The sequence below is a fragment of the Methylorubrum subtropicum genome (genome assembly GCF_038442325.1).
GTDB lineage: Bacteria > Pseudomonadota > Alphaproteobacteria > Rhizobiales > Beijerinckiaceae > Methylobacterium > Methylobacterium subtropicum.
This window is the reverse complement of record NZ_JBBXMW010000010.1, coordinates 1-18,087: the sequence shown is the minus strand read 5'-3', so window position 1 is coordinate 18,087 and position 18,087 is coordinate 1. Positions and strand designations below refer to the sequence as shown.

12 protein-coding genes and 1 pseudogene are annotated in these 18,087 nt (G+C 66.6%); 9 read left to right on the top strand and 4 right to left on the bottom strand.

Annotated features, from left to right (window positions below; translation table 11 throughout):
• Positions 1–16: 16 nt before the first annotated feature.
• The 9 genes and pseudogenes from AAHG03_RS14965 to AAHG03_RS14925 all read left to right on the top strand — a co-directional run bounded on the left by AAHG03_RS14965 (position 17) and on the right by AAHG03_RS14925 (position 14,171).
• A complete protein-coding gene (locus AAHG03_RS14965; RefSeq protein WP_342151477.1) occupies positions 17–1,852 on the top strand; it encodes a GMC family oxidoreductase in 1,836 nt (611 codons plus the stop codon).
• A 167-nt stretch (positions 1,853–2,019) separates the two neighbouring features.
• Positions 2,020–3,198, top strand: a complete 1,179-nt coding sequence (locus tag AAHG03_RS14960) for a cupin domain-containing protein (RefSeq protein ID WP_342151476.1) — start codon at positions 2,020–2,022, stop codon at positions 3,196–3,198.
• 11 nt (positions 3,199–3,209) lie between these two features.
• Positions 3,210–4,538 carry a hypothetical protein gene (locus AAHG03_RS14955; RefSeq protein WP_342151475.1) on the top strand — a complete coding sequence of 443 codons (1,329 nt, stop codon included), beginning with the start codon at positions 3,210–3,212 and terminating at the stop codon, positions 4,536–4,538.
• An 8-nt stretch (positions 4,539–4,546) separates the two neighbouring features.
• On the top strand, positions 4,547–6,490 hold the full coding sequence (locus AAHG03_RS14950; RefSeq protein ID WP_342151474.1) for an alpha amylase C-terminal domain-containing protein: 1,944 nt from the start codon (positions 4,547–4,549) through the stop codon (positions 6,488–6,490).
• 297 nt (positions 6,491–6,787) lie between these two features.
• Positions 6,788–7,189, top strand: a pseudogene (locus AAHG03_RS14945) (transposase); the annotation flags it as partial.
• A 413-nt stretch (positions 7,190–7,602) separates the two neighbouring features.
• Positions 7,603–10,491 (top strand): RICIN domain-containing protein, encoded by a 2,889-nt coding sequence (locus AAHG03_RS14940; RefSeq protein ID WP_342151473.1) that lies wholly within the window; start codon positions 7,603–7,605, stop codon positions 10,489–10,491.
• An 80-nt stretch (positions 10,492–10,571) separates the two neighbouring features.
• A complete protein-coding gene (locus AAHG03_RS14935; RefSeq protein ID WP_342151472.1) occupies positions 10,572–10,820 on the top strand; it encodes a hypothetical protein in 249 nt (82 codons plus the stop codon).
• A 1,286-nt stretch (positions 10,821–12,106) separates the two neighbouring features.
• Positions 12,107–13,093, top strand: coding sequence for a sulfotransferase family protein (locus tag AAHG03_RS14930; RefSeq protein ID WP_342151471.1), 987 nt, complete (start codon positions 12,107–12,109; stop codon positions 13,091–13,093).
• Positions 13,083–14,171, top strand: a complete 1,089-nt coding sequence (locus AAHG03_RS14925; RefSeq protein ID WP_342151470.1) for a glycosyltransferase — start codon at positions 13,083–13,085, stop codon at positions 14,169–14,171. The genes AAHG03_RS14930 and AAHG03_RS14925 overlap by 11 nt, the downstream gene beginning before the upstream one ends.
• Before the next feature lie 17 nt (positions 14,172–14,188).
• On the opposite strand, the gene AAHG03_RS14920 is transcribed toward AAHG03_RS14925, so the two are convergent.
• The 4 genes from AAHG03_RS14920 to AAHG03_RS14905 form a co-directional block, all read right to left on the bottom strand.
• Positions 14,189–15,475, bottom strand: a complete 1,287-nt coding sequence (locus AAHG03_RS14920) for a Rieske 2Fe-2S domain-containing protein (RefSeq protein WP_342151469.1) — start codon at positions 15,473–15,475, stop codon at positions 14,189–14,191.
• The gene (locus tag AAHG03_RS14915; RefSeq protein WP_342151468.1) at positions 15,472–16,545 is read right to left on the bottom strand and encodes a polysaccharide pyruvyl transferase family protein; all 1,074 of its coding nucleotides are present in this window, start codon (positions 16,543–16,545) and stop codon (positions 15,472–15,474) included. The genes AAHG03_RS14920 and AAHG03_RS14915 overlap by 4 nt, the downstream gene beginning before the upstream one ends.
• 45 nt (positions 16,546–16,590) lie before the next feature.
• Positions 16,591–17,292 (bottom strand): putative capsular polysaccharide synthesis family protein, encoded by a 702-nt coding sequence (locus tag AAHG03_RS14910; RefSeq protein WP_342151467.1) that lies wholly within the window; start codon positions 17,290–17,292, stop codon positions 16,591–16,593.
• Positions 17,293–17,894: 602 nt separating this feature from the next.
• Positions 17,895–18,087: transposase (locus AAHG03_RS14905; RefSeq protein ID WP_342151466.1), on the bottom strand; the 193-nt coding region annotated here is incomplete at its 5' end.

Here is an 18,087-nt window from a genome sequence, read left to right as displayed (position 1 = left end):
ATCGGGGGAAATCGACATGGAAGCCGAGTTCGATGTCGTCGTGATCGGAAGCGGGGCAGGGGGCGCGCCGATCGCCTACGAGCTTGCCCGCAGCGGGATGAGAGTCCTCGTGCTGGAGAAGGGACCGCTGCTCAGGACCCAGGGCGACGACGACCGCGGGCCGTTCGCGCTCAGCGACTTCAAGCGGGACGAGATGTTCAACGCCGGGCCCGAGCGCATCATCACCATTCCGGGCATGGCGAACACCAACGCCTCCTTCTACGGCAGCCACGTCGAGCCGGACCTCAACGACGAGCCGCATATCTATTCCGATCCCGATAAGCCTCAGAACAAGTCGACGGTGACCGTCGAGGGCTACACCGCGCAGGTCGTCGGAGGCGGGACCCAACTCTACGGCGCCGTGTCGCTGCGGTTCACCGAGCGCGACTTCCGGCTCCGGACGGCCAACGAGGGCCGCACGCTCAAGGACGATCCCGGCGATACCCTCGACCATGTCAGGGATTGGCCGATCGGTTACGACGCGTTTCTGCCCTACTACGAGAAGGCCGAGCGTCTCGTCGGCATCAACGGCACCGCTCAGGGGCAGGGCAAGTCTTTCGGAACGAACAATTACCAGAAGCCGCTCGCGGCCAACCCGATCAGCGAGGTGGCCCGGCAGGGCATGGCGGCGCTGGGGCTGGCGACGTACCGCACGCCGCTCGCCGTGATCACCGAGGATCACGCACCCAGCGGTCGCAAGGCCGGCGAACCCCGCGTCGGTTACGTGAACCGCTACGGCGATCCGCTCGGCTACAAATCCAACACCTGGGTCTCGCTGCTGCGCCCGACGCTCAAGGATCCTCAGGCGGGCCCGTTCCTGCGACTCCTGCCGAACGCCGCCGTCACGCATCTGGAAGCCAGCGGCGCGAAGGTCGATCGCGTCCACTTCCGCGACGAGAGCGGCCGGACGAAGACCGTTTCCGGCAAGGTCGTGGTCGTCGCCTGCTCGGCGGTGGAATCGATCCGGCTGATGATGCTGTCCTGCGAGCACGACCCGACCGGCTTCGGACGCCGCGCCCGCTACGGCGAGGACGGCAGCCTGCTCGGGCGCTTCTTCCTGACGCATGCCTTCGGCGGCGCCGAGACCGCGTTGACCGGACGGCGCTACGACAAGTCGATCTCGCTCGACAGCGACTACGCCACCGACGGATGCGCCGGCGCGGAATTCCTCGACGCGAACGGGATGTGGGCCGGCGGCGTCATCTACAACAACACCTCGGACCAGTGCCTGCCGGTCACCCTTGCCCGCAACGACCAGAGCGCCGACCTCGACACCAATTGGAGCGGCTTCATGCGCGAGACGGGCCGGCGCGAGGGCGCCATGCGCACGTGGCTCGACCATGACTTCGGCACGCGCCTGTCGGTCAGCTTCATGGCCAATCAGATTCCGCGGCTGACCAACCGGATCGAACTGCACCCTGTCCGCGACAAGTGGAACCGCAAGTCGGCGCACATCATCAAGCAGTGGCACTCCCATGACGGTCACGTCATGAATGTCATGGCCGACATCTGCAAGAATATCCTCCTCAAGGGCGCCGAGAACAGCGGCATCAAGGACATCAAGCCGACCGATTCCGAGTACGGGTCCGTCTACGGCAACGGCGTGCGGATCGCCAACCACATCCTCGGCGGCATGCGCTTCGGAACCGACGAGACCGACTCCGTCCTCGATCCGGATTGCCGCATGTGGGGATTCGACAACCTCTACGTCACGGACGGCTCGTTCATGCCGACCTCGGGCGGCGCCAACCCGACGCTGACCATCCAGGCGAACGCCTTCCGGGTCGCCGACCGGTTGAAACAAGCCGTCTAGGCTCTTGTGCCGCATCGTCCCGAAAGCCGGAAACCACCTTTCGGGACGATGCTCCAGAGACTTCCGGCCCGATCGCATCGGATCGGCGGGTCTCCGTTCTCGTCTTGCCGCCTCTTCTCGCGACGGGTCGGCATCCGCTTCGCCGCAAGACGCTCCAGGAGGACCCGATGGACGCCCGCTTCGACAGGCTCGCCACCGATCCGTTCGCCCAGATCTTCGAAGTCGTGTTCTTTCCCGACCGCGTCTATCACGCGCAGTACCTCAACGCGACGCGCAGTCCGCGCTACCGCTACAACGTCGACGAAGTCCGGGCAAAGAGCGACATCACCGTACTGAAGGGACAGGTCTACATCGACGGATTGAAGCTCTCGAACTTCGTGCGGATCGAATACAGGGGCGGGCGCCTGTCGGAGATGGTGCGCGAGCGGCAGCGCACCATGGCGCCCGACATCCGGGCTTACGTCGCCTTCATGAGATCGACCGGGCCGACCTCCGCCGACCTGCTGGCCGATGTGGTCGATGTGCGGCTGCACTGGTGTCCCTGGATCCGCGCGTATCAGGTCGAGTTCTGGGAAACGCTGGAACTGCCGCGCGGCAAGCGGCACGACTACCAGGTCCTCGATCTGATGGGGCACCGGGGCTCCATCACCTGCCTGCCGCAGTTCGCGGCGCTCCTGCGGGACGGCGGCAGCGCCTTCGATCTGGTGAAGGTGGCGTTCGGCGAACTCGACGTCGAATGGCCGAACGGCCGCAAGATCAGGCAGGAGCTCGCGGCGCGGTGGGACAATTTCTTCGATCGCAATGTCCAGGTGCCGAACGTTCAGGAGCCGAATGCCGATGAAAATACGGTCAGGGATCCCAATTACGGGCTCTATTTCCAGCGCGGCTGGTTCGTCGACGACGTGGGGCAGATCCAGCCGGTCCGCTACGACAACGGCATGATGGAGCCGGGCAACCCGGAATACAATCGGACGCCCGGCCTGAACGTCATCGAGATGCGCTGGGTGCTGCAGCAGCAGTTCAGCGGTTCGCTGGTTTTCTTCCACGAAGTCACGATCCCACCCGGAACGTTCGAGGGCGTTCATCGCCACATCGGCAGCGAGGAACTCTACTACATCACGGAAGGCGAAGGCACGGCCTTCATGGGCGAGCACGACGACCCGTCGCTCTCGGGGGCGGCCGTCGTCGAGCAGCATGTCTACGGGTTCGGGCCGCAGCCGGTGCGCGCCGTCAAGGTGAAGCCCCGAAGCGTGATCTTCACCAAAAGCGGCGGCATCCACGGCATCAGAAACGAGTCCAAGGACAAGCCGCTCCGGTTCGTCGCTTTCCTGTACCACAGCGCTTGAGGGACACGGCGATGACACTCGTACAGGCGGATATCGCGCGCTCAGCGTTCCTCATCGGTCAGGACGGGGGGCGGAAGCCGAATTACGACCGCGACAATCCGGTGATGCGGGTCATCGGCGAGATCGAAGGCTTTCCCCTCGCCGCCGATCGCCAGCATTACCTGGCCGACAGCATCCAGTACCTCTTCCCGATCGCCTCCCTGGCCTTCTACGGACCGTCCGGCGGCGGCCCCGAGACCGCCGACCCGCGCGGGCAGGACAACCGCGAGGATTTCCAGAAGCAGAACCTGCGCGCGTTCACGCTGACCGGGGTTCAGGTCGCGCGCGGCTTCGCGGCCGTGGGCGAGGCCTGGATCGGCTCGTTCGTCAGCATCGCTTTCAGCCCGCCGCAGGCCTCGCCGCTGGTCGGCGGCGACGGCGTCTGCCGCCACTCGCATCTGCGCCTCCACCTGAAGATCGGCGATCACGAGACGACGTCGACGATCGTCATGCCCTTCGACGAGGAGGCGCAGCTCTACAGGGTCGAACTCTGGGCGCTGGACGCCGGGGAGGCGCCGGCGGAGCTCGGCAGCAAGGCGCAACAGGCGTGGGGCTCGTTCCTCCTGGCGCGGCCCGACCTCGTGAAGGGAACGCATGCCGACCTGTTCGACGAACCGATGCACAAGGCGCGGGCCGATGCGGACGCCTCCGACGGCGCGGTCGAGCTGTTGAACTACGCGCCGGACCACACCCTGCATCCGACCCGGACGCTGCGCCTCGAACTCGCCTTCGCCGATCCTGCGCGGGAAATCTGGGATTCCCGGGAGGGGCGAAACCACCGGCTCGAATTCTCCATGAATCAGCGCGGGTGGAACGGCTTCCTGTCGGTGGGCCGCAGCCGCAACGCCCATGGCGGGCTCGGCTACCTCGAATATCGCAATCTCTACTCGAACTATTTCGGCCACGAGCAGAGGCGGCGCGATGCCGCCGGACGCGACCTGCTGCCCGAACTCGGGCGCGACCTGCCCGATTGGAGCTTCGACGCCTACGGACGCAGGCCCGCCCCGGATCGGCGGGAGCGGTTCATGGCGGTCGATTACATGGATCTGCACATCCTCGAACCGGACGCCATCATCGGCATCCACCGCCATCGCGACAATCAGGAGGCGTTCCTGCTGATGGAGGGGAAGGCGCTGATGGTCATGGCGGACTGGGAGCAGCGCGACGACCGGGATCGGGCTTTCGAAATCAGGACGATCCGTCCGGGCGATCTCAGCATCGTCAAGGGCGGGCAGATGCACGCGCTCATCAACAGTCTCGACGAGCGCGCCCTGCTGTTCATGTTCGGCGGCTACGACTGAGGTCCGCGATGCCCCTCTCCCTGCAGCACATCGCGGCCGACACCCCGATGGGAGCCCATCCGGTCGGCGGCGGCACGACCTTTCGCGTCTGGGCCCCGCAGGCCGCCGCGGTCCATGTCGTCGGGCGGTTTTCCGGGCGCGAGAGCTGGATCGCGACCGAGGCGAACGCGCTGACGCGGGGCGACCTCGGCCATTGGCTCGGCTTCGTCCCAGGGGCGGGCGAGGGCGACCAGTATCGCTTCTACGTGAAGGGGGCGGGCGCAGAGGGCTACAAGCGCGACCCCTATGCCCGCGAATTGACGGCCATGCCGGCCTATCCGGCCGCGAACTGCGTGATCCGCCGCGCCGACACCTATCCCTGGCAGGCGGACGGCTGGCGCCCTCCGGCCTTCAACGATCTCATCCTCTACCAACTGCACATCGGCACGTGGCGCGGCCCCGATCTGCGCAGCCGGGTCGCGACGGTCATCGACGTGCTGAGAGGCCTCGACTATCTCGCCGACCTCGGCGTCAATGCCGTCCAGTTCCTGCCGATGGCCGAATATGCCGCCCCGCGCAGCATGGGCTACGGCGGCGTCGACCTGTTCTCCCCCGAGATGGACTACACGGTCGAGGCGCTGTCGGATGAGGATGCCGCCTTCGTCGCCGAACTGTTCCGTCGGCGCGGCCGTTCGGCGCCGTCGAAGGACGTGCTCGCGATCCCGATCAACCAGATCAAGGCGATGGTGGATCTGTTTCATCTCACCGGGATCGCAGTGCTCTTCGATATCGTCCTGAACCACGCGGGAGCCGAGGCCCGCGGGCACGCCGACGGCCTGTGGTTCTTCGATCTACAGCCGCAGGGCGATCCCAACCGGAGCCTCTACTTCACCGAACAGGATCATGCCGGGCCGGTCTTCGCCTTCGCGAAGGAAGAGATCAGGCAATTTCTGATCGACAACACGAATTTCTTCGTGAACGAGTACCGGATCGACGGCTACCGATACGATCAGGCGACCGTCATCGACCAGTCCAGCAACCGGGGCTGGGCCTTGCTGCAGGACATCACCGCGACGGTCAGGACCGGACGTCCGGAGGCCATCCACATCGCCGAGTACTGGAACGTGAATCCGTGGGTGGTTCGTCGCCGGGAGGAGGGCGGCGCCGGCTTCGACGCGACGTGGAGCGACGGTCTGCGGGAGGCGGTGCGCCGGGCGCTCGCCGCGGCGTCCCACGGCAGGGACGCCCATGTCGGGCTTCACGCCGTCGCCGACGCGATCGCGCGAACGGACTTTCCGGCACGCTGGAAGCGCGTCGAGTATGTCGAGAGTCACGACGAGGTCTACCGGGACAGGGGGAAGGCCCGGATCCCGAAGCTCGCCGATCCCTCCAATCCGCGATCCTGGTATGCCCGCAGCCGGTCGCGCGTCGCGACCGGGCTCCTGCTGACGAGCCCCGGCATACCCATGCTGTTCATGGGACAGGAGGTGCTCGAAGACAAGCAATGGAGCGACAATCCCGCCTACTTCTCGGACGTACTCATTGACTGGGACGGACTCTCGGCGGCGGACCCCGCGATGGCGGACCATCTCCGCTTCACGCGCGAACTGGTCGAGATGAGACGACGGCATCCGGCCCTGCGTGGTGAAGGGGTTCGGATCGTCGTCGTGGACGAGTACAACCGGGTCCTTGCTTTTCAGCGATGGATCGAAGGGCGCGGTCGCGATGTCATGATCGTGGTCTCTCTGAACGAAGAGACGTTGAATGGGTACCGCATCGGCATGCCGCGGGACGGGCGGTGGATCGAGGCCTTCAACAGCGACGTTTACGATCGCTGGGTAAATCGGAACGCCGCTGGAAACGGGGGCGAAGTGTGGGCACATCATGCGCCTATGCATGAAATGCCATCGAGTGCTTCGATGACCATTCCGGCCAACTCTGTTCTGCTCCTCGTCACGGATGTCGGCGATTGATGGCGACGCGAGGTGAGCCAACTCGATCATCGTCGTATTCAGTGATTGAAGTCCTGGGTGTCTCGATCTTATGCGACCTCAAGTCAGGAGAAGAAATCCATGGCGCCGCTTGTGTGATGTCTTTGATATCATGTCGAGATCTAAAGCGTCGGCCCGAAAGGTGGGAACCGGCTTGTCAGAGAAAGCCGATGCGGCACAAGAATGTAGAGCGTTTTCGGTTTGAGCCGAATCGGTTTGGCGGGGTTCACAGGGCTTTTGCGGGCTGATTCGGTGCTTGCTCCGGGCGAGGAGCGAGACATGGGGCGACCCTACGGCCTGGACCTGCGCGAGCGGGTGGTGGATGCGGCCACCCCGCGGCGTCAGGCGGTCGCCCGCTTTGGGGGCGGGATCGCCAGGGCGGATCCGCTGGGCGGCGGTCGAGGCGACCGGCACGGTGGCCGCCCGTTCCCAGGGCCGTCCCCGAACCTCGAAGCTCGATTCGCACGAGGCTTTCCTGCGCGGCCTGATCGACGCGCAGAGCGACATCGCCCTGGAGGCGATGCGCGCCCGGCTTTTGGCCGAGCGTGATCTGAAGATCGGACGGGGCACGCTGTGGGCGTTCCTCGACGCGCGCGATCCCACCTACAAAAAAAGACAGCCCATGCCGCCGAGCACGCGCGGGCGGATGTGAAGGCGGCGCGGGAAGCTTGGTTCTTGGGCATGAACGGCTCGATCACCGCCCACTGTTCGTCCGATAGTCAGAACAAGTCCGCCATGGCGCGCCTCTCTGTCTCGAAGCGCGCCATTGAAACCGCATTACGACGATCAATCAATGCGTTGATCGGGTTTTGACCCTAGAGGGATGCTTGGGGCAGGCAGCAAGAATTGAGGTCCGCTCCGTGAGCGGGCATTTCACCTCTGGCACGGCAGATCTATGGCATGGCTCGAAGACAGATGTGACCAGTGCATGGATTGATTGGAGTCCATCTGATCCGACGGCATCTTTGCGGCATCGTTAAGCAAGCGCGAATTAATTCAATTTTAGGACAGCGGGGCCATGTTGCTCAACTCTAGAATTGCTTGAGTGCGTCAAAGACATGGTCTGCCGAGCCCCGCTGCGCCTCAAGCCAGCATTGATATCGCTGTTATGCTCGATAGCCGCGAGCACCGCCGCATCCCAGGCCCATGCCGACATCGATTTTGCGAACCGCACCGGATCGGGGCCGATCAAGGCGGCCCATTCGGGCCTGTGCCTGACCGTGCCGGGCGGGGCGACCGCCAATGGAACGCAGCTCGATCAGGAGACCTGCACCGGCAGCGCCGCGCAGACCTGGCAGGTCCAGGCGCTCGGCAACGGCTTCACGCTGGTCAACCAGGCGAGCGGGCAGTGCATCGACTCGCAGATGACCAACACGCAGGGCGGCACGATCATCCAGTGGGGCTGTAACGGCAGCCGCCAGCAGACGTGGTCGGGGAGAAGGCAAGGGGCAGGGTTCGGCCTCGTCACGGCCTATTCCGGACAATGCCTCGACGTCTTCGGCGGCAGCACCGCCAACGGTGCGAAGTTGATCCAGTGGGGCTGCAGCGGGGGCGCCAACCAGACCTTCGCCGCCGTCGCCACGGGATCGGGGACCAGCGCCGGCGGAACCGGCGGAGCGATCGATTTTGCGAACCGCACCGGATCGGGGCCGATCAAGGCGACCCATTCGGGCCTGTGCCTGACCGTGCCGGGCGGCGCGACCGCCAATGGAACGCAGCTCGATCAGGAGGCCTGCACCGGCAGCGCCGCGCAGACCTGGCAGGTCAAGGCGTTCGGCAACGGCTTCGCGCTGGTCAATCAGGCGAACGGCCTGTGCGTCGATTCCCAGATCTCCAACAATGCGGGGGCCGCCGTCATCCAGTGGAGCTGCAACGGCGCCACCCAGCAGACGTGGTCGGCCAAGGCGCAAGGGGCGGGCTTCGGCCTCGTGGCGGCCTATTCGGGCCAGTGCCTCGATGTGTACGGCGCCAGCACCGTCGGCGGCGCGAAGATGATCCAGTGGGGCTGCCACGGCGGCGCCAACCAGACCTTCGCCGCCGTCGCCGCGGCATCGGGCGGTGGCGGCACGTCCGGAACCGGAGGTGGCACCGGCTCCGGCGGCTCGACCGCGGGCGGAACCGGCGGCACGACCCCGCCGGGTGATGCGCCACCCGCCACGACCGGCCTGATCGTCGCCCGCCACTCGGCCATGTGCGTCGAGAACCCGGGCGGACAGACCGCGACCGGCGTCGGGATCGACCAGTGGCCCTGCGAGCCGGGCGCCACCCACATGGATTGGCGGTTCACGGCGTCCGGGACCGGGTACCAGATCCAGAACGTGAAGTCCGGCCTGTGCCTCACGGTCACCAACGGCGCGACCACCAACGGCGCCGCGGTCTCACAGCAGACCTGCGGCGGTCCCGGCGGCCTGTGGGCCTTCCGCAAGGCGGGCGGTTTCCACGAGGTCGTGGCCACCCATTCGGGCCGCTGCCTCAATATCTCCAACGCGTCCCTCGACAACAAAGGGGCGGTGATCCAGTGGGATTGCACGCTCCAGAGCAACGCGGTCTTCGCGTTGGTGCCGCCGGCCCCGCCCTCGGCCTGGACGCCGCTCACCGGCCTCGGCCTCGTGCCGGTCTCGGCCACCGTCATGCCTTCGGGCAAGGTGATGATGTGGGCGGCCGAATCAAAGACCAGCTTCGGCAACGGCAACGGCACGTGGATCACGGTGTTCGATCCGAACACCGGCGCCTCCAACGATACCTACGTGTCGAACACCAACCACGACATGTTCTGCCCCGGCACCAATCTCCTGCCCGACGGTCGCCTGATGATCACCGGCGGTATCACCGCCGGCGGCACCTCGATCTACAATCCCGACACCAATCAGTGGAGCGCGGGACCGACCTTGCGGATTCCCCGCGGCTACAATTCCAACGTCACCCTCTCGACCGGCGAGACCCTGACCTACGGCGGCTCGTGGTCGGGCAATATCGGCGGCAAGAACGCCGAGGTCTGGTCGGCCTCTGCCGGCAGCTGGCGCGTCTTGTCGAACGTCTCGGGTGACGCCGGGGCGGAGCCGGGCGTCGATATGTACCGGGCCGACAACCATTTCTGGATGTTCGGCATGGGCAACGGCGCGGTGTTCCATGCCGGCCCGAGCCGGCAGATGCACTGGATCGACACCCGCGGCAACGGCATGCTCACCAATGCGGGCACCCGCGCCGATGACACCTTCTCGATCAACGGCACCGCGACGATGTTCGACGTCAACCGGATCTTCAAGGCCGGTGGCGCGGCGCAGTACCAGAACGTGCCGGCGAACGGGGCGACCTACACGATCGATATCGGCGGCGGCCCGGGCTCGACGCCGACCGTCGCGGCGACCGCGCCGCTCCAGTTCGCGCGGGCGTTCCACAACAGCGTGGTCCTGCCGAGCGGCGACGTGGTCGTGGTCGGAGGCCAGACCGTGCCGATCCCGTTCACCGACTCCACCCCGATCTACTATCCGGAGATGTGGTCGCCAAAGACGAACCGGGTCGTGCGCCTCGCGCCGATCAGCGTGCCGCGGACCTATCACAGCGTCGCGCTGCTCCTCGCCGACGGCCGCGTGCTGTCGGCGGGCGGCGGCCTATGCAACTGTGCCGCCGACCATCCCAACCTCCAGATCCTGACCCCTCCCTACCTATACGACGCCAACGGGCAACTCGCGAGCCGGCCGACCATCACGGCCGCCCCGACCACGGCCGCCCTCGGGACCACGATCGGCGCGACCACCGACCGCGCGGTCGGAAGCTTTGCCCTGGTGCGGGTCGGCAGCACCACGCACACGGTCGACAACGACCAGCGGCGCGTGCCGCTGACCATCTCCGGCTCGAACGGAACGCAGTACAGCCTCGCGCTGCCGTCCGATCCGGGGATCGTCACGCCGGGCAACTGGATGCTGTTCGCCCTCGACGCGAGCGGGGTGCCCAGCGTCGCCAAGATCGTGCGCATCCGGTAGAATTCCCGGATGCGATGGCGCGCCGGCCGGTTCATGGCGGTCCGGCGCGCCCGAGCCCGAAGCGCGGGAGGATGGAGGCCATGCCGATGAAACCGTTCGCCGCGGCGATCACCCTGACCCTCGCGCTGGCGGGGTCGCACGGGATCACCGGCGCCCAGGCGCAGGGCGCACAGACGAAGCCCGAGGAGGCTGCGGGCGCCTGCACCATCACCTCGCGTGGCAACGGGCAGAAGACCTGCATGAACCGCGTACCGCAGGCCGCCTGCGCCGCCAACGCGCGGGAGCAGCGCACGGAGTTCGATTGGAAGGCCTGGACCGATTGCCCGTGACGGGGCCGGGGGACCGTCGATCAGCGCTTCGTCAGAGAAACGGCAGGGACGCGCAGGCCGGAGGCATCGCGTCCGGTTCGGTCGCCTGGGTCCAGACCTGCCACCCAGGCATCGCGAAAGCGGGCGTGTGCCGAAGAACCGGCGGCCCTCCTCATCGAAAGTGAGACTCACGGTGCGGCCGGTGCACTGGGCCTCGTGCCGGAGCGCCCAAGACCAGCTACCGCCCGAGGCTACCAGCTCCGTCCATTCTCGGCGTCATGGCTCCAACTCGATCAGCTTGGCCGTGCGAAGGACTGTTGAGGGTGGGGAGCGGCTGGCTCGGCACCCGGAAACAGCCGCTGGGCTTTATGCCTAAGCCGATCTCTGCGGGCCATATCAGTGACGCCCAAACGCTGACGCGGGGCTTGATCCGCAGATCGCCTCTGGTGTCCCTATCGTATCGCACTCCCGATCCAAACATGACTGCTTGCATCGGTCGCGTGCCGCCCACCTGTCACGCGTGCGCGTCGTGCCGTTCAACCCGACCGCTGGCTTGGGCTGTGGTCACATGCGTGTGAGGACGCTGCGTGAGGACGTCTTTGAGATGCCATAGGATTGTGCCTCACTGTCGGACATTGGGCTGTGCAAGAGTACGATGACCAGCGAAACGCTCGGCTTGGCAGCGTCAGTGGTCAGTTGCGGCCGCCCGTTGGCAGACGGCTCAGTGGCCACTGTCGATCCGGAAACCGGCCTCCGCGCTGGCGAGGGCGAGGGCGAGGTGGGCGGGATTTGGGTCGCGGGGGACCACGTTGCAGACGGTGACTGGAACGCGGGCGATGCGACACGAGCGCTCGCAGATGGTCGACTGTGCCCTCCAAGCCGTCGCTGAAGCTTACGGAGTGCGATTGTATGACCTCGTCCTAGTCCGGCCGGGCTCGCTGCCACGTACGACCAGCGGAAAGATTCAGCGCAGCGTTGTTCGTAAGAATCATCAATTAAAAAACGTTAGCTCGCCCGCGAATTTAGGCTGGACTTATGTGCCCAAGAAGAAATATAATTAGCTTCCGGCCGCGCGGCGGCAAAATTGGCAGCATCCCTCGACTTTACGTAGGAGAATGCAATGCTTGAATAAATCTTCAATCATTGAAGCTGGGCGTGCGAAGCGAGAGACAACGATCGTTAGAAGACAGTCAGTCATATTCGTGCTGCTCCCGCTCGCGCTGGTCCGGTCCAACGCGCTCGAACAGAACGCCGAACAGATGCAATCGACGGGCTTCCGCCGAAAGGCATATGAGGGGTAGGTACGCTTGAACACGTCGATCAATCCAGCAACGCTCGGCGCAAGCCCCCCGCCGTTCTTCATCGTCGGATGCCCCCGCTCCGGTACGACCCTGCTCAGCGTGCTGATGAACCGGCACAGCAAGATCGCCGTCACGCCGGAAACGGCGTTCTACGAAGACACAGCGACTTGGCCGTGGCCCTGCGATCCGTCCACGCTGCGCCGGCTCTTGTCCGAATGGCCGAGGCTGTCCGAACTCCGCCTCGATGCCGATGCGGTCGTCGCGGCCTGTCCTGAGCCGTCCGGCGCGGCCGAGGTGCTCGCGACGATCCTGTCTCTCTATTCCGGCTCGCTCGGCAAACCGATTTGCGGCGAGAAGACCCCGCAGCATCTCTGGCACGCCGGTCGCATCCTCGAGGATTTTCCCGACAGTCCGGTCTTCTGCCTCGTCCGCGACGGCCGAGACGTCGCCCTCTCCCTCGCCGCGATGCCCTGGTGGAACGCGGATCTTCGCGGTGCGGCGCATTATTGGATCGACGCGGTCGAACAGGCACGGCGCCTGAACGCGGCATACCCCGAGCGCTTCGTCGTCATCCGTTACGAGCACCTCGTGACCAAGCCCGGCGAGACGCTCGGCGCGATCATGGCGCGCCTCGACCTCCCGTTCGAGGCGCGGCAACTCGTGGCCGACGAAGCGGAGGCGACGCCGGTCATCCTGCCGCGCTCCCATGCCTGGAAAGGCATGGCGGCCGGTCCGATCGATCCGGGGCGGATCGGGTTTCGGCGGAAGACGTCCGGCGACGAGGAGGACGCGCGCCTCGACGCGTGGCTCGGCCCGACGCTGGAAAGTCTCGGCTACGGTGCCTTCGGGGCCGCACGATCGATCGCGGACCCTGGAATCCCCGCATCGGGACGGGACGCGGGCGTCGCCGGAACGAGCGCGCCCGCTTCGATCGGTGCATGCGAGGGCGCCCAGGCGCTCGCCGCGACTGACCGTCTCGATCATGACCCGTGATTCGGAAAGCCGCCTCGGACGCCTCATCGACGAGGTCTCCGCCTTCGCGGACGAGATCGTCGTCGGCGTCGATGTCGCGTCGACGGACCGGACCTTCGCGATCGCCGCCGACCTCGCCGACCGGGTCTATCGCTTCGATCATCCGCCCGGACAGCTCGCCGCGGCGCGGATGCTGATCTTCCGCTACGCATCCGGCGACTGGATCCTCTCCCTCGACGACGACGAGAGCATCACCGACAGCTTCGACGAACTGCTGCCGTCGATGATGGCCGATCCGGTCGTGACGAACTACTGGTTCCTGCGTCAGTGGATCGTCGATCGCGAGACGTCCGCCTACATGCGGGCCGATCCGTTCTTCCCGGATTGGCAGCTGCGGATGTTCCGCAACGATCCGAGCTTGGTGTGGAAGCCGGCCCGGGCCCATAGCGGGTATACCGTGCAGGGGCTCAGCCGCCCGGAGCCGCGCGTGGCCATCCACCATTTCGAGCGCGTGCTGCTGAGCGACGACGAGCGCGCCGACAAGATCGCGCTGTATCGCGACGCCGGCAGCTCCGGGGTCTGCGAACGGCAATACGGCGCCGTCGATGCCGAGATGCCGCTGGGCATCGCCGCGCCCCGCCGGAGCGTGGCGCCACGCCCGCGCGGTCACATGCGGGCCGTGATCGATCCGGAGATCAACGATCCGCCGATCCGACGCTGCGCGCCCTGGGGAGGCCATATCCTGCGGCTCGACATGCCGACCCGCCTGCGGCCCGGCCAGGTCTTCGTGTACGAGGCCGTGGCCCGGAACACCGGGCTCCAGTCATGGAGCTCCAACACGTGGTCGATGCGCGGGCCGCTGCTGTACCTGAGCTATCATGTCCTGACGGCGGACGGGGCGCCGCTGGTGTGGGACAACCCCCGCCACGGGGTCTCGCATCTCGTCCGGCCGGGCGAGTGCACCACGATCATCGCCGAGGCGAAGGCGCCGTCCGCACCCGGCGCGTACTTGTTCGAGTGGGATTTCGTCTGCGAGTCGGAGACGTGGTTCGCCCAGAACGGCTCCCTGCCCCACCGCGTCGCCGTCGAGGTGGTCTGACGGCGACGGAGCCGTTCTCAGGACAGGTCGATCAGGATCGCGCCGCCTTCCTCCCAGGTCCTGTAGCGGGCCAGCGACAGGCTTTCCGAGCGCGACGTTCCGTCGTGGAGATCGAAGGCGACGGCGCAGGCCGGGCAGTAGATCTTGTCCGCCACCTGTCCGCCGAAGGCGAGATCGACGCCGTAATGCGGGCAGGCGGCATCGACGGCGCTCAGCCGATCCCCCGTGCGCGCGACGATCAGCCGGCGGTCGGGCAGGGCCGCGACGAACCGCTCGCCGTCGGCCAGCGGCGCCGCCCGCGCGACCCGCGCCGTCCCGTCCGCGACGGTGGCCGGCACGACCGCGGGCGTTCCCGGATAGGGCCGGGCCTCGACCGGCGCGGGAGCGGGCGCGCCGAGATGCTCCTCGCGCTTCAGGTGCAGGACCCAATCGAAGCGTTGCGCCTCGATGTCGCTCGCCGTGCGCCAGAACTCGCGGGCGTAGAAGCAGTCCGGGTCGAAGGTCGGCTTGCTGGCGTTGAGGCGCATCGACACCGCGACGCGCGTGCGGTCGGTGACGTTGAGGTGGGTGCCGTGCAGGATCTCCGGGTCGAACACCAGCATCTCGCCGGGGGCGAGCGGCACGAAGGTCGGGGCCGGCAGCGGATAGTCCTGGCCGAGATAGAGGGTGCGCCGGTCGCAGGGCAGCGTCCGGTCGGCGAGTTCGGGATAGAGCACCATGCTGGCCTCCGCCGGCACGTCGCACATCGCCCACCAGATGTTGAGTCCGTCGCGCGAGTGGCCGGCCCAGCTGTCGAGATGCGGGCCGTGCGCCCAGGCGGCCGGCGGATGCCCCTTGTGGTAGCCTTTCGGATCGTAGAGCGGATCCTTGACGCGCCGCGCCGCGGCGGTCTCGCGCATCCACGGGCTGATGCGCCCGATCCCCGGATTCTCGCCCGAGGGATCGGCCTTGCGCGCCACCTCGTAGGGGATGTTGAGCCGAAGGATCAGGTAGTCGTCGACGTAGAACTCGCCGTCCCAGCCGAGCACCGTGCGGCCGACCTCGACCGCGAAGGCGAGCATCCGGTTGCGCAGGCCCTCCAGCACGCGGTCGCGCACCGGGCCGAGATCGAGCGGCCCGAGCACGTGGTGGAGGGCTTCCAGGCCCTCGCCGCGCAGCCGGTCGGCGGCGGGCTCGCCCTTCAGCTCGGCCACCGCCGCGACGATCGCCGCGACGATCCCCCCGTGCAGATCCCGCTGGCCCGGCACGGAATCGCCCGCCTGCTTGAGCCACAGGCCACGCGTCGGAACGGTCTCGGTCGTCATGATGCGGCTCCCTCGCGGCGGCTTTTGCGGGCCGTCACCGCTTCGGCGAAGCGGGTCAGGCCGGCTGCGGTCTGCGTCCGCAGCTCGGCGATCCCCGGCAGCGCCTTGTTTCGCAGTCGGTGATACGTGTCCACGGCGCGCGCGCGTTGCATGACGGCTTCCACGGCATCGTGCTCGCGACCGAGGTCGATGTCCCACTCCTTCATCCCCGCGGTCGCGACCATGTCCTGGCCGCGCTCGTCGTAGGACAGGTGGATCGTCGGAACACCGAAGGCGAGGCACGGCAGGAAGGCGTGGAGGCGGTAGGAGACGTTGAGCCGGCAGGCGCGCAGGGTGGCGATGTAACGCTCCACGTCGTCGAAATAGAGAGCCCGCATGCCGGGGAAGGCGGCCGCGAATTCAAGATCCTTGTAATCGTGGCAGATCAGCGAGACGACGTCGCCGTAGGCCGCACGCAGCGACGCGATCATCCTGCGGACGTCGTCGGCTATCCGCCATTGCAGCGGCGGCGGGACGCTCATCCGGCTCGGATGGCGGATCGACAGCAGGATGTTGCCGTCGCCCTCCGCGCCGGCCGGGTTCGGCGGGAGAAACAGCGAGGGACACCCGGTCACCTCCACGCCGCCGACACCGAGTTCGGCGAGAAGCCCCCGCGAGGCGTGATCCCGCACCATCCGGACCATCGCCTTCTCGCCGAGCTGGCGCACGAGATGGGCGGGCAGCGAATCCGTGCGGTGGGTGAAGGCGTAGGCCTCGTCGTAGATGCGGCCGTGCGAGAGGCCGATCAACAGGGTCGGGACCGACAGGGCCTCGAGGGCGTGGCTCTCGATCGTGATCTGCCCGTTCTCGAACAGATTGCCGCCGCCGACGACGACGCCGTCGGCGAAGCGGTTCATGTCGTAGACCTGCTGGCTCGTCAGGCCGCCGTATTGCGGTCCGCGCAGGGCCGGGATGTTGATGATCGAAGCCTGGGGACCGAAGACCGCGTACAGAAGGTCCGTCGTGGCCTTGTTGATCAGATCGTTGCCGATGTTGCGCGTGGCTGGCCGCACGCAGAACAGATTCGCCATCACGCATACCTTCTCAGCGGAGCATAGGAGCCCGCGGCTCTCCCCTCAGGCCGGGGCGTCCGTCCCCGTCCATCTGTCCCGCATCGCGTTGCGCTCGGCCTCGGAATAGAAGTGGCGCATCATGGCCGAACCGTAGATCGCGTCGAGCAGGCTCGACGGCGGGTTGAACGACGATCGGAAACGTCGGTAGGCTTCGCCGTAGGCGCCCGCCTCGCCACGATCGACCACGGGGATCGGGACCGACGCGCGGCCGAGAAGCCAGCCCAGCCCCGCCTCTCGCAGCGGCAGCGGATCCTCTAACCGGATCACAACCAGCCGCAACCCTTCCCGTTCCAGGCGAAAGCTGCCCCGGGCGGCGTCGAACGCGACCGCGAACGGGTCTACACCGAACGGTTCGCAGATGTGCTCCTCCAACCACGTCAGCGGGCGGCGGCGGTGGAAGCTCTCGACCATCCAGGCTCCGGCCCGCTCCGGTTCGGCGTAGACGTCGATGCCGGACTGCGCCAGGGCGATCTCGGGAAACTTGAACAGGTGAGAGACCTGTCGGGCCATCGGATCCCGGATGCAGGCCGCGACCCTGAGGTCCGCTCCCGGCTCGTCGATCGCCGACCGGAGCCGGATGGCGGTCTGCAGCATGGGCGGCAGAGGCTGGCCGGCGAACTGGGCCACCTTCTCGTCGAGGCTCCGGCGCCCGATGAAGTGGATGTGTTCGACGGGCCGCGTCCGCCCTTCCGACAGGGCGGCCACGAGGGCCTGCGAGCCAGTCCTGCTGGCCGAAAGAACGATGCGTTGCTCCATGCGACCTCTGTTGCCGCGCAAAAAGTTCAACCTAGGATTGAACCATCTCATGGTCCGGCGTACGGACCTACCTTGCCAAGCCTTACCTTCTGAAAAGAGAAAGGCACGCTGATGTCCTCATGAATTCGACCATGTCGCTTCGAAGGCCGATCTCCTCGCAACCGGCTGCAGCTGTGAGCAGGGAGCGGTGCCACGAGTAGGGGCGAGACCTGCTTGAGCGCATTCCGACGAAGTGGACGCCGGTTCGTCGCAAGAATGCGCGGTGAAACAGAAACTTAGAGACGCCGACCTGATGTAATCAGGTCGGATACGGCTTTAGGGAGGTTGGCGCGATGCCGGTAGGCGCATGGTGCCGCGGCGTTGAAGAGGCACCTAGCGCCTCGAATGTTCGGACATGAGCACCCTGGTTCACACCATGCGTCGACGCCAGTCGAAGTGCCAGCGGGCAGCCGTTCCGAAGGCCTGCTAAGGGTCGAGGCCGTGTGAGAACGCCGATCCGTCAGGCTTGGGTCGTTTGCGTGGAGCAGCGTGGCAGATCGAACTGGCGAGCCTCAGGCCCGGATGGCCGCCAGCAGCGGACCGACCCCGAAGATCTGGATCATCCGCTTCATGTTGTAGGCCAGAACCTGGAGGCTCATCTCGGTCCTAACCTTTGCCAAGGTCCGGGTCAGGAAGTGGGTCGCACCCATCCAGGCCTTCAGCGTGCCGAACGGGTGCTCCACGGTCTGGCGACGGATCTTCATC